At 67.2% G+C, this 13,633-nt stretch carries 6 protein-coding genes; 1 reads left to right on the top strand and 5 read right to left on the bottom strand.

Annotated elements, in window-relative coordinates:
- Positions 1-16 precede the first annotated feature (16 nt).
- A complete protein-coding gene (locus AC3WR3_RS01895; protein WP_492290998.1) occupies positions 17-955 on the top strand; it encodes an ABC transporter substrate-binding protein in 939 nt (312 codons plus the stop codon).
- Between the two features lie 83 nt (positions 956-1,038).
- Here the strand turns inward: AC3WR3_RS01895 and AC3WR3_RS01890 are convergent, their stop codons facing one another.
- From AC3WR3_RS01890 to amoB, 5 genes are read right to left on the bottom strand one after another with little or no spacing between them, the layout of a single operon-like run.
- On the bottom strand, positions 1,039-2,586 hold the full coding sequence (locus AC3WR3_RS01890; RefSeq protein ID WP_492290997.1) for an amino acid adenylation domain-containing protein: 1,548 nt from the start codon (positions 2,584-2,586) through the stop codon (positions 1,039-1,041).
- Positions 2,583-8,831: an amonabactin biosynthesis non-ribosomal peptide synthetase AmoG gene (gene amoG / locus AC3WR3_RS01885; RefSeq protein ID WP_492290996.1), complete on the bottom strand. Its 6,249-nt coding sequence runs from the start codon at positions 8,829-8,831 to the stop codon at positions 2,583-2,585. The genes AC3WR3_RS01890 and amoG overlap by 4 nt, the downstream gene beginning before the upstream one ends.
- Positions 8,832-8,845: 14 nt before the next feature.
- Complete coding sequence (amoA, locus tag AC3WR3_RS01880) at positions 8,846-9,595, bottom strand: amonabactin biosynthesis protein AmoA (protein ID WP_492290995.1); 750 nt, start codon at positions 9,593-9,595, stop codon at positions 8,846-8,848.
- A 20-nt stretch (positions 9,596-9,615) separates the two neighbouring features.
- Positions 9,616-12,705, bottom strand: a complete 3,090-nt coding sequence (gene amoF / locus AC3WR3_RS01875; RefSeq protein ID WP_492290994.1) for an amonabactin biosynthesis non-ribosomal peptide synthetase AmoF — start codon at positions 12,703-12,705, stop codon at positions 9,616-9,618.
- Positions 12,702-13,628, bottom strand: coding sequence for an amonabactin biosynthesis bifunctional protein AmoB (amoB, locus tag AC3WR3_RS01870; protein ID WP_492290993.1), 927 nt, complete (start codon positions 13,626-13,628; stop codon positions 12,702-12,704). Before amoB ends, amoF begins: the two co-directional genes overlap by 4 nt.
- Between the last annotated feature and the right edge of the window lie 5 nt (positions 13,629-13,633).

The following is a 13,633-nucleotide window of genomic DNA, read 5'->3' as shown; positions in this document are numbered from 1 at the left end:
CATTAAGGATGTAACCATGAAGATCTTCTCCCCCCTGGCCGCCGCGCTCATGCTGGCCAGTCTGGTCGGCTTTCAGGCCCAGGCAGGCACCCGCCAGGTGCTCGATGCCAACGGCCAGACCCACACTGTCCCCGATGCGCCCCGGCGGGTCGTGGTGCTGAGCGAGCTCGATCTCGACAGCGCCCTGACCCTGGGGATGCAACCGGTCGGCACAGTCAACGGCCGCGGCCAGTCCACCCTGCCCCGCTATCTGCTGGACATGGCGGGCAAGGAGATCCAGGTGGTCGGGGATCTGGACAACCCCAATCTGGAGAAACTCATCGATCTGGAGCCCGACCTCATCCTCACCGGCCAGACCAAGCCAGAGCTCCTGGCCCTGCTCAAGGAGATAGCCCCCACAGTCGTCACCGGCAACTGGGGCGAGTCCTGGAAGACCGTGTTCAACCGCAGCGCCAATGTGATGAACAAGGAGGCCGAGGCCAAGGCCTTCCTCGCCCGGTATGACGCCCGCCTGGCAGAGGCCCGCAGCAAGCTCGCCAAGCACCAGGGGGAGCAGGTGAGCATAGTGCGCTGGAACCCCAAGGGGCCTAGCTACATGCACGGCGGCACCTTCGCCAGCAGCGTGGTCACCGAGATGGGGCTGGCTCGCCCTGCCCACCAGATCGGCGACAAGAGCCCCCACTCCCCGGCGCTGAGCCTCGAATCCCTCAACCTGCTGGACGGTGACTGGCTGGTGGTCGGCACCCTGAGCACCAGCGGCGATGCGGTGGATGCCATGAAGCAGGCCGAGCAGACCCCGGCCTTCCAGCAGCTTGGCGCCATCAAGGGCAAGCGCTTCGGCGCCGTGGACGGATCGCTCTGGACCTCCACCGGCGGCCCCCAGGCGGCCCTCAAGGTGATCGACGATGTCGAGCAGCTGCTCACCAAGCCGGACGCGGCCCCCATCGCGCACTGATCCCCATCTCGGTTGACTGCCAACAAGAAGCCCGCTTGATGCGGGCTTCTTTGTTTATCAACGCTTGCGAGCAACGGGCAATGCTACTCCGGCAAGGGCAGCGCCTTTCTATCCAGTTTGCCGCTGCCGGTCTTGGGCAGGGCATCCAGCAGGATAAGTCGCGCTGGCACCATGTAGTGAGGGAGCGTGGCCTGCAGCCCCTTGCGCAGGGCCAGGCGATGGAGGGTCACCCCGCTTTTCGCCTCCACATAACCCACCAGCATGGCCTCGTCCCCCTCGCCCACCAGGCGCACCGCCGCCTCCTGCACCCCGGGTTGACGGCGCAGCCCCGCCTCCACCTCCCCGAGTTCGATGCGAAAGCCCCGCAGTTTGATCTGATCGTCCCGCCGCCCCAGATAGAGGAAGCTGTCCGCCCCAAGCAGTCGTACCCTATCGCCGGTGCGATAGAGGCGATGGCTCCCCAGGCGCAGGAAGGCGGTCGCCGTCAGGGCGGGCTTGCGCCAGTACCCCTCGCACAGGGCCGGGCTCTCGATGCAGAGCTCACCGACCTCCCCTTCCTGCACCTGCCGCCCCGCCTCGTCCAGCACCCAGTGGCGATAGCCCGGCAGGCTGTGACCTATGGTGATCTGCCCCCCTGCCGGTGGCCAGCGCACCTCGCTCACCAGGGACCAGACGGTGGCCTCGGTGGGCCCGTAGCAGTTCCACAACCGCCGGGTGCGAGCGCAAAGCTGCTCGGCCAGCCCCATATCCAGCGCCTCGCCGCCGCACAGGGCGGTGAGGGTATCGCCCCCCTGCCAGCCGGCCTTGAGCAGCATGCGCCAGCAGGCCGGGGTGGCCTGCAGGACGTTGATGGAAGGATCTGCCGCCAGCAGGGCCAGCATCCCCAGCGGATCCTTGTTGTGCTCGCCCCCCGCCACCGTCAGCCGGCCCCCGCCCCAGAGCGGCCCCAGCATCTCCAGCAAGGAGATGTCGAAGGCCGGGGTGGTGATAAAGAGCCAGTGGCAGCTGGGTGATAATCCGAGCCGCTCGCGGATCCCGTCGAGGAAGCAGAGCAGGGCCCGGCGGCTGATGACCACCCCCTTGGGCTCGCCGGTGGAGCCCGAGGTGAACATCATGTAGGCCGCCAGGGCGTCGTCCACCCTGGGCCAGGAGAGAGCCCCGCCGGGGGCCGGCCCCTTGATGGAGCGCAGGGGGCAACCGAAATCCGGGGTCCCCGCCTCCTCATCGCAGATCACCGCCGAGAGCCTGGCCTGGCGGGCTATCCCCTGCAGTCGCTCCAGGGGAAAGTCCGGTTCGAGCGGCACGAAGCAGAGGCCGAGCCGCAGGCAGGCCAGCAGGCTGGCCACCAGATCCGGGTTGCGGGAGAGATAGAGGCCGACCCGCTCTCCCACCGCCAGCCCCTGCAGGCGGGCGGCGACGTGCTCGACCCGCCCATTGAGCGCACCGTAGCTAAGCCACTGCCCTGCGGTTGCACCATCCCGGGTCTCTGCCATTTCCACACTCATGCCCACGCCCATACGGATGGCGGGGGCCAGCGGGGTGGCGGCGAGGCAAGCCGCCAACCGAGAGCCGAGGGAGTGCTCCCTGGCCCCGGCGCCCGCCCCCTTGCCTGAGCCTATCGCCATCGTCATAGCACCTCCTCGGGCTGGCGCACCAGCCAATGGTTGAACAGCCGGCTGGGGGAGCCATATCTCTTGAGATCCCCCAGGGTGAGGGGGGCCCGCCCATCGGCAAAGGCCTCATTGAGGGCCGCCAGCAGGGCGAGCTGCTGCACCGAGTCCACCCCAAGATCCTGCAGGCTCTGCTGCCAGCCCCCTGGCACGCCGCCATGACGCTGCCACAGTTCCACCAGGGAGCGGGCCGCCACAGGGATGTCAGCCGGACAGGGCTCAGCCCCTGCGGCGCGTGCGGCCACCTCTGTCGTCAGACTCGGCGCCTCGGGTCTGGCCGATTGCGCCAGACTCGTCTGCGCCAGCCATTCCAGCTCTCTTATCCAGTCGGCCAGTACGGCCTCGGCCTTCGCCATGGGGATCTGATCCCCGTCGAACTCGAGGCGCAGGTTGAGCTGGCCGCCACGGGCATTGACCACCAGGGAGAGCGGCAGCTCCACCTTCTCCACCACGGCGCCAAAGCACGGCACCAGCTGATGGGGCTCGGGGGCGGCAGGGGCCGCCGGCATGGGGTAGTTTTCGAACACGAACAGGCTCTGGAACAGACGCGCCCGCCCTTTCGTCAGCGCCGCGAGCGACTGGGTGCCGTGCTCATTGAGTGCCATCAAATCCGACTGCAACCGGGCGATATGCTCGGCCAGGGTCGCCTCAGTACGCCAATCCAGGATGAGCGGCAGGCTGTTGATATAGAGGCCGACACTCTGGGTGATCCCCTCGATGGGGAAATCCCGGCCAGGGGTCACGTTCCCCACCAGGGTGACGGCATCGCCAGAGCGGCGCGCCAGCAGGCGATGCCAGGCATATTGAGCCAACAGGCCCGCTGTCACGCCAAGATCGCGGGCACGGCTCTCCAGCTGGCGCGACAGCGCCGGTGCCAGGGGCTGGCCGCACACCGCCGGTCGCTGCTGGGTGTGGCGCCCGCTTGAGCGAGCGTCCAGCGTCACCCCGAACAGGCAGGCGAGATCGTTAGGCTTTGTTAGCAGCTCCTCCCGCCCCTGCCAGTAGGCGTCGGCGCTGCGGGTCTGGCTCACGATATGGCGGCCAAACTCGAGCCAGGCGGTGTCCGGATCTCGCTGCGGCAACAGGCCGTTCATCAGGGCTTGATAGCAGCGATGCAGGGCGCCCAGCAATACGGGGCCGCTCCAGCCATCCAGCACGCTGTGATGGGCGCTGAAAATGACCTTGTGGTGATCGGGGGCCAGTTTGAAGCAGGCAAGGCGCAGCAGAGGTGCCTGCTCGAGCGGGATCGGGCGGGCCAGATCCCGCTCGCGATAGGCCTGGACCCGTGCCTCTGCATGTTCCACTTCAGACAAGTCCTCATAGTAGAATGGCAACTCGGCGCGCTTCATGATGCGCTGCAGCGCGACCCCGTCCGCCAGCACCAGTTCGCTGCGAAGGGCCGGCCAGCGGGCGATCTGCCCCTGCCAGGCCTGACGGTAGACCGCCACGTCCAGCGGCTGGTGATAGTCGATCTCGGTCTGCAGGTGATAGGCCGTGTCACCGGGCACCAGCGCCCTGTGATGGAATATGCTCTGCTGCAAGGAGGTCATGGGCAGCAGGGTCTCCACCTCGCGCCCGGCTAGCACCTGGTCCAGCGCAGATTGGGAGAGACCCAGCCCCGGGAAGTCGCTCGGGGTGTGGCGCGGAGCCGCCCGGGTGCAGCAGTGCTCCACCAGGGCCGTCAGGTTGTCCGCCAGCCGCGCCATCAGGGAGTCGCTCCCTTGCTGGTTGAGGGCGCCCACCTGGCGCAGGGTGAGGCGGCCATCATAGACGCCCCCGTGCAGGCTGATGAGCTCCCGCGGCAGGTTGTCCGGGGACGTGGGTGCCCCCGGTGCCAGCGGCAGGGGCTGCCAGGCTTGACTTGCAACGCCCTGATGGCTGACCCCCAGGTAGTTGAAGACGACCAGAGCCTGGGGCAGTTCTTGCCCGCGAGGATGGTGCAGGCGCAGGGCGTTGAAGCCCACCCCCTTGTCCGGTACGGCGCGCAGCCGCTCCTTGGTGGCGCAGACCAGCACATCCCAGGCCCCGGCATCCGCCAACGCCAGCGGGTAGGTGCTGGTAAACCAGCCCAGGGTACGGCTCACATCGAGTTCGGCATCGATGGCCTCACGGCCGTGCCCTTCCAGCATCACGCAATGACGGCTGCCGTAACCCTGCTCGCTCAGGGTACGGGTCAGTGCCGCCAGCAGCAGGTCGGGCACCCGGGTGAAGTAGGCCTGGTTGGCGGTGTCGATAAGACGAGCCGTGGTCTCCTGACTCAGTTGCAGCAGGCTGGCGGCGGCGCGGCCATCGGCGGCACGTTGCGCCAAGAGCAAGCCTGAGTCGCAGCCCTCCCCCTGAGCCAGCCAGAAGTCCATCTGCTCCTCTTCCCGTTTGGCGTAGGCCGCGAGCCCCTCGCCCCACTGGCGATAGCTGCTGCCCTTGGCGGGCAGCGGCTCGCCCCTGCTCACCCGAGCGAGATCCTCGGCCAGAATGCGCCAGGAGACCGCATCGATCACCAGATGATGGAAGGCGAGGAAGAGCCCCTCCACCGTCTCCCCGTCCACCGTCAAATTGCGCAGGCGGGCCCAGGCCAGGGTGTGACCGCTGGCGGGATCGAAATCTCCCTGCAGCTCGGTCAGGCGGGCCTGCAGCTCGGCCTCATCCAGGCTGCCGGCATCCAGAGTCGGCAGCGGCGGCAATGGCAGTTCGGCCAGATAGCGCTGGCCGGTCGGGGTCACCGCCAGGCGCAGGGCGTCGTGGTGCTGGCGCAGGGCATCCAGCCAGTCGTGCAGGGCCTCGTCTTCCACCCCGGCCGGCAGGCGCAGTATCACCCCCTGGTTCCAGTGACCTGGCCTGGCAAAGCCCTGCTCGAAGAACCAGTGCTGAATGGGGTGGAGCGGGAACTCGCCGGTCAGGCTGCCCTGCTCGCTCCTGTGGTTGACCGCCTGCTGCTGGCCGAGCTGGCGGCAGAGGCGGCGCACCGTCTTGGCTTCGAACACGTCCTTCACACTGCAGTGCAGCCCCGCATCCCGCAGCCTGGTGGTGAGCTGGATGCTGAGGATGGAGTCCCCCCCCAGACGGAAGAAGTCATCCTCCACCCCGAGGGGCTGCTTGAGCACCCCCTGCCAGATGGCGAGCACGGTCTGCTCCAGTTCGTTTTGCGGCTCGCCCTTGCTCTGCTGCCAGACGATGGCGGGCAGGCGGCGCAGGTCCAGCTTGCCGTTGGGGGTGAGGGGCATCTCGGGCAGCCAGCAGAGCCGCGCCGGCACCATGTATTCGGGCAGGCACTCGCCGGCCCGCTGCAGCAGGGCATCGCCGTCGGGCTCGTTTTCCCCGGCCTGCAGACAGGCATACGCCAGCAGGCGACCCTCCTGTACCACCACCTTGATCTGGCGGATGACCGGACACAGCGAGGCAATCTGGGTCTCTATCTCCCCCGGCTCGATGCGATAGCCGCGCAGCTTGATCTGCTCGTCTATCCGGCCCAGATACTGGATGTTGCCGTCGCGGCGCCTGAGGGCCCGATCGCCGGTGCGATAGAGGCGATGGGTACGTTCCGCCAGCGCCAGCTCGATAAAGGCCTCCTGGGTACGCTCCGGCAGATTGAGATAGCCGCGGGCCAGCCCCAGCCCCGCCAGGCAGAGCTCGCCGGGGACCCCCACCGGGCAGAGGTTGCCCGCCTCGTCCAGGATCAGCGCCTTCAGGTGGTTGACCGGTCGACCTATGGTGATGGGCACCCCCGGGGTGAGCCGCGCGCAGAGCGCGGTGACGGTGCACTCGGTCGGACCGTACATGTTGAACAGCGCCACCCGCTCCCCCCAACGCTCCACCAGGCTGCTCGGGCACGCCTCGCCGCCAAAACCGATGGCCTTGAGGGAGCCGAGATCCGTCGGTGGCAGCAGGTTCGCGAGCAAGGCGGTCGGCAAAATCATATGGCTGGCACCGCAAGCGATCGCGGTGTCGATCACCCCCTCGCCCGGCTCGCCGAAGTGCAGGGCCGCGCCGCAGTAGAGCGGCAGCAAGCTGGTCATGTTGCCCGCATCGAACGAGAGGGACATGCAGTTGAACATGGCCCCACCGCTCTCAAGGGCGATGCGCTCGCCGTGATCCGCCATCAGGTTGACCAGGCTGCCCTGCTCCACCATGACCCCCTTGGGCAGGCCGGTGCTGCCGGAGGTGTAGATGATCTGGGCCAGCATGGCGGCGTCCCGAGGCAGTGCAGGCGTGCTGGTTGGCATCTTGTCCAGCGCAAGCTGGTGCAGATCGTGATACGCGGCAGTCGTGCCCGCCAGCGCCTCGCCAAGGCGCCCATCCGGCACGCCCCCCAGCACCAGGCTGATGGCTGCATCGCCCAGGATATGGGCCAGCCGCTCGGCGGGATAGGCAGGGTCCAGCGGCACATAGGCCGCCCCCGCCTTCCAGCAGGCGAGCAGGGCAACCACGAAGGCGACATCGCGTCTGGCCTGGATGCCGATGGCGGCACCTGGGGTGACGCCGCAGGATTGCAGCCAGTGGGCCAGCCGGTTGGCACGCACCTCCAGCTCGCCATAGGTCAAAGATTGCGCACCGTCGCTCACCGCCAGCGCGTCCGGCAACTGCGTGGCCCGCCGCTCGATATGACAGAGCAGGGTGTCGCGGCTCGGGTAATCCCGCGGCAGCTCGGCAAGCTGTGCGGCGAGCGCTGCCTGGTCGGTGCCCGCCTCCAGCGGCAACTGCCAGATCTCGGTCTCGGGGGCCGCCACCACGGCGCGCATCAGGTGCAGCAGGCGATCGGCAAGAGCCTGGATGGTCTCTCGCTCGAACAATGCGGTGGCAAACAGCCAGTCCACCCTGACGGAGTCCATCAGCTCGGTCACCTTGACCGAGATGTCGGTCTTGGCCGGCAGCACAGGCGAGGTCTCCTCCACCAGCTGGCAGCCAGGGATGAGATCGTTGAAGTCCACCTTGGCCTGATAAACCAGCATGATCTGGAAGATGGGGTTGATGGCGGTGGTGCGATCGGCGCCAATGGCCTCGGCCAGCGCCTCGAAGCGGTAGAGCTGGTGATCGAAGGCCGCCAGATCCTCCTCCCGGCACTGCTGCAGATAATCGACAAAGCTGGGCCGCCCTGTCAGCTGGGTTCTCAGCACCAGCGTATTGACGAAAAAGCCCACCAGGGACTCGATCTCGTGGCGCTCTCGATAGGCGAGCGGGGTGCCGATCACCACCTCCTTCTCGCCGCTCTGGCGCACCATCAGCAGGGCAAACAGGGCGTGCAGGCCGATGAAGTTGGAGGTGCTGTGGCGCTGGCACAGACGCTTGAAGCTATCCCACAACTCGTTGTCTATGGTGGAGAAGACCAGCTCGCCGCCGCTGGCCTGATGGGCCGGGCGCGGCTTGTCGAGCGGTAGACCGTGCACCTCGGGGCTGCCACCGAGCCGGTCGACCCAGAATGGCTTGAACTCGGCGTGATAATCGAGAAAACGGTCCGAGTTGAACCAGCGGGCATAGTCGATGTAGGTGAGCGGCAGCTCGCTCACCTGCAGGGGCTCGCGGTTCTGATGGGCAAGAAAGGCGCGCTTGAGATCCGCGAACATGTTCTTGACCGACCAGCCGTCGGAGATGATGTGGTGCTGGGTGATCAGCAGCACGTGCTCGCGGCTGCCCAGCCGAATAAGGTGCACCCGGCTGAGATCCCCTTTGGTCAGGGAGAAGGGACGCCCTATCTCCTCGCGCACCCGGCGGGCCACATAGGCCTCCCGCTCGGCAATGGGCTCTGCGCTCACGTCCTCAATCTGCAGCTTGAAGGGGGCGTGGGGCAGGATCTCCTGGGCCCCCCTGCCCGCCTCGTCCTTGATGAAGCGGGTGCGCATGCTGGGGTGGCGGGCAAACAGGTGGTCGAAGGCAAACTCCAGCGCCGCCGTGTCCAGCTCTCCCTTGACGCGAAAATAGACCGGCATGTTGTAGAGGTGGGAGGCCTCCTCGTACTGCTCGATAAACCAGAGCCCGCTCTGGGACGAGGAGAGCGGCCCCTGCAAGGCCCCCTCGGGGGCGATAGGGGCCTCGAAGGCGGCGCGGGCCGCCAGGCAGCGCACCAGCTCATCCTTGTGGGCCTTGATGGTGGCGCCGATGGCCGGCGTCACCGCCTCCTTGCTCGACTGGGAGATAAGCTGGCCCTTGTCGTTCAGAGCCAGCTTGACGCCCTGCCGTTCCAGCTGTTTCAACAGCAAAATCATATTGTTCATCTGTTTCTCAAGCCTCAGGCACTCAGGGTGGCGCCGCCGTCGACGACCAGATCCTGCAGCGTGATGTGGCTGGCCAGATCCGAGGCCAGGAAGAGGACGGTATGGGCGATCTCCGCCGGGGTGGCGATTTTGCGCAGGGGGATACCGAGCTTGAACTGCTCCGGCAACCCGGCAATGGTGCGGGCCATGGCCTGCTCGCTTGGCAGCATGCCACGCAGCATGGGGGTATCGGTCGAGCCCGGCGACACCAGGTTGGCGCGCACGCCGAAGGGGGCCAGCTCCAGCCCCACCGTCTGGGTCAGGCTGGTGACCGCCGCCTTCGAGGCGCAATAGGCCGCCATCTGCATGCGCGGCACATGGGCGGCGTTGGAGCCGATGGTGACGATGGCACCGCGCTTCTGCCCCTTGAAGTGGGGCACCAGGGCCCGCAGCAGATAGAAGACGCCGCTGGCGTTGACCGTCATGCAGTCGTGCCAGTCGTCATCGCTCAGGGCGTCGGTAGGGCCGAGGCGCAGCACCCCGGCACCGTTCACCAGCACATCCAGCCCGCCGTCCGCCAGCAGCGCTGCGCAGCAGGCGTTGACCGCCTTCGAATCGCCGATATCGAGCAGCCGGGTGGCATAGGGGTAGTCCGCTTCGGGAAACGCCAGATCCAGCCCCACCACGATTGCTCCGGCCGCCACGAACTGCGTCGCCACCTCGCGGCCGATGCCGCGCCCGGCCCCGGTCACCCAGACCCGCTTGCCAGTGAAATCAAAGGCCATTGCTTGTTGCTCCTTGCTCATCACCACACCATCTCCACGCTCTCTTCGTCCTCGGAAAGCAGACCGTCGAGGAAACGGCAGAAGTCATCGAGGCGCGGGTGATCGAACACATCGGAGACCTTGACCTGCACCCCGAACTCGGCGCCGAGCCGGTTCACTATCTGGATGGTCTGCAGGGACTGGCCCCCCAGCTCGAAGAAGTTGTCGGCGGGCGCCATGGTGGCGAGCCCCAGGATCTGCTGCCAGATGGCGCCGACCCGGTTCTCGGTCTCGCTGCCAAGGGTCAGGGCTTCGCCGCCCGCCTGGTAGGCGGCCAGCAGGACCTTACGATCCAGCTTGTTGGAGCCGGTGCGGGGCAACTGGTCATAGTGGCGATAGTCGGTGGGGATCATGGCGGCAGGCAGCACCTTGGCGAGCTGCGCCTTGATGACCCGGCTGTCGCGCTCCGGCCCCGCCACGAAGGCCACCAGCCGGCGCACGCTGCCGATGCTCACACCCTGCACGCAGGCCTCGTCCACCCCGGGCAGGGCCAGCAGCTGGGCCTCCACCTCGCCGGGCTGGATGCGATAGCCGCTTATCTTGAATTCGTTGTCGCGCCGACCGAGGTAGACCAGCCGGCCGGCCACCAAGCGCACGCGATCGCCGGTGCGATAGACGGGCAGATCCTCCTCACCGATCCGCAGGGTACCAAAGCTCTCTTGCACGCCCCCCACATAGCCGTTGGCCAGCTGCGGGCCGAGCAGCACCAGTTCACCCTCGCTGGCGGGTTGCTCCCCCGCCCCCAAAATGAGCGCCTGCATGCCGGGCAGCGGCAGGCCGATGGGCAGCTGGGCCTGGGTCGGGTCTTCCTGCTGCAGCTCCTGGGTGGTCACCACCACGGTCGTTTCGGTGGGGCCGTAGGTGTTGAAGAGGCGCACATCGGAGCGGCCCTGGCGTTGCCACTGGGCCAGCTGCTCGGGGTAGACCGCCTCGCCGCCGATGATAACGGTGGCAAGCCCGGAAGGTATCTGGGCCTGACCCGCCGTCAGCGCCACCACCCACTCGTTCCAGAACGCGGTGGGCAGGTCGAGGTGGGTGATCCCCTGCGCTTCTACCCCAGCCGCAAAGGCGGGCATAGATTCGAGCAGGGCGTCGGTGCGCAGCACCAGGGTGGCGCCGGCGCTCAAGGTGGCGAACACCTCCTCGATGCTGGCGTCGAAGTTGAAGGGGGCGAATTGCAGCATCCGCGCCTCTTCATCCAGGTGATAACGACAGCGGGCGGCGGCGGCGAAGTGATCCAGCGCGCCGTGGCTCACCGCCACCCCCTTGGGCAGGCCGGTCGAGCCCGAGGTGAACATCAGGTAGGCGACGGCGCGGCCGGCAGCCGGCTGGTTCAAGCGGTTATCGCTCACCAGATCCCCCGCCAGCAGGGTGCGCCCCTCAAACAGGCTGGCCAGCTTGTGGCGGTACTCGGCCTGGGTGATCAGGGTCTTGACCTCCCCCAGCCGCAGGATATGGCCCTGGCGCTCCAGGGGCTGCTCGGGGTCGAGCGGCACGTAGACGGCGCCCGCCAGCAGCACCGCCAGCTGGGCGAAGATGGCCTGGGGGGTGCGGGCCAACATGACCCCCACCTTGTCGCCGGGGGCGACGCCTGCGGCCTGCAGGGCAGCTGCCATCTGTTCGGCTCTGGCCAGCAGCGCCTCGTAGCTGAAGCGGCTCTCCCCTTGTATCAAGGCAATCTTGTGCGGGGTCTGAGCCGCGAAGTGGCAGAGCACGTCCAGCACAGGGCGCACCTTGATCATCTCGTGGGTAGGCCCAGTGATCAGCGCATCCAGCCGTTGCTTGGCCAGCCAGTCGGCCTTGAGGGTGCCCAGGCTCAGAGTTGGCTGGGCCAGCCAGCGTCCCAGCAGGGTGAACAGGGTATCGGCGATGGCAGCCAGCTCTGCCTGCTGGTAGCAGCCGGGGTTGGCGTCCAGATCCAGGCGTGGCTGGCCATCGGCCCCCACCTGCACCTCGATGGTGAGATCCTCCACCGGGCCGGCGCTGATATTGAGAATATGGGCACTGAGCGGCCCGAAGCGGCGGGCGTGATCGAAGGGCATGATGTTGACCAGGGGGCCGAACAGGCGTTTTTCTCCCCCCACCAGGCCGAGGTCGCGACGCAGCAGCTCGTAGCGGTAGTGCTGGTGTTTGCGCACCCCGCGCTTGGCCTTGGCCACGGCGCTGGCAGCCCCCGCCAGATCCAGCTCCTCTTCAATCTCCAGAGCAAGGGGGGTGATGTTCATCTGCATGCAGGGCACGGTCAGGGACGCCGAGCCGATGCGGTTCATCATCATCAGGCCGAGCAGGGTCTGGCGCTGGCCGCTGGCAAGGGAGAGCTGGGCCGATAGGCCGGCCAGCAGCAGATCGGGCCAGCCCAGCTTGTGCTCGTCGGCAAAGCCGGTCAGGGATTGCCAGAGCGCCGCCGGCAGCGGGCGGCTCTCGCGGATAAATTCGGCGGCAATCGGTGCGCGGGTCTCGCCAAAGGACTTCACCTCGGGCCAGCCTTGCAGCTGCTCCTGCCAGAAGGCGCGGGCGGCGGCGTTCTTGCCGCTCTGCTCGCGGCTCGCCTCTTCCGCCAGCACCTCAGCCAGAGAGCCGAAGGGGGATGGGGAGTTCATCTCACCGGCCAGCCCCTCAGCATAGAGCTCGGCGATGCGCTGGAACAGCAGGGTGGTGCCAAAGCCGTCGAGGGCGATGTGGTGCACGCAACTGTAGAGGTAATCGCGGCCGGGGCCGCGCAGCAAGGCGAAGCGGCAGGGCGCCTCTTGGGTCAGCTCGAACGGGCGGCGCAGATCGGCCCAGGCCCAGGCGCGGGCCAGGGTCTCGTCGTCGCGCGCGAGGGAGACCTCTTCATAGGCCAGGGGCAACTCGTGCGAGACGAAGCAGACCGCCTCCTTATCGTCTTCGAAGTGGCCCTTGAGTGCCTCGCACTCCCCCACCGCCTTGGCGAGGGCGGCCACCAGCACGGCCGCCTCGACCTTGCCGTCGAAGGCGATGCACTCGGCGGTGTTGAACATCGCCTTGTCGTCGTTCAGCAGATGTCCGGACCAGAGCCCCTGCTGGGGTATGGTCAAGGGGAAGCGGCTCATTGCGCCACCTCCAGAGTTTTTTGCTCGGCCAGCTTCTTCTCGATCAGACGCCACCAGCCGTTGAGGGTCGGCAGCTTGGCGAGATCCACGAAACCGAGCTCCACCCCGGCGGCGCGCCACTCGGTGAGCAGGGCCATGATCCGCACCGAATCCAGACCGTAGTCGATGAGGTTCTCGTCGGGGTCAAACTCCCCTTCCTCCTCGTCGATATGGCTCAGCAACCGCGCCTTGAGCCCCTCGTAGGTCAGGAGCGGATTGGTGGGCAACGGATTGGTCTGGGCGGCAGAAGCGGAAGCCGGGGCCAGGGCCAGCACCTCCTCGCAGGGGATCACCTTGCCGCAGCGGGTCGCCACGTAGTCGAGCGCCAACTGGTGATCGGCCAGGGAGAAGTCCGCCACCCCGTCCGCCAGGAAGAAGGGCTGGATGTCGCGCATGAAGGCGTCGCAGGCGGTCATCATGCAGCCGATATGGCCGTAGATGCCGCCGATGATCAGCTGATCCCGCCCCTGACTTTCAAGCATCTGCTCGAGCTCGGAGCGCTGGAAGGCGCTGTAGCGCCACTTGACCAGCACAATATCGTCACGCTCCGGGCGCAGCGCGGTCACCACCTGCTGCTGCTCGGGCCGCTTGTTGAGACCCGGGCCCCACATGTCGTTGAGCAGGGCGCGATCTTCGGGGGATTGATCCTTGGGCTGGGCGGTGTAGAAGACCGGAATGCCGAGGGCCTTGCACTGCTTGCGCACGGCGGCCAGGCGATCGGTCAGGGCCGCGATCAGCGGGCTGTTCTCGCCGTAGAAGGCGGTGAAGTACTCCTGCATGTCGTGGATCAGCAGGGCGGCGCGTTTGGGATCCAGAGACCAGTTGACCTTGTTGGCCTTCCACTGGCTGGGCATGGCGTAGTTGTTCAGGGTTGGGATAGCCATAACGT

It is taken from the genome of Aeromonas sp. EU05-FHT14A05 (assembly GCF_058791175.1).
Note: the sequence above shows the minus strand (reverse complement) of the source record. Positions and strands in the feature narration are given on the sequence as shown.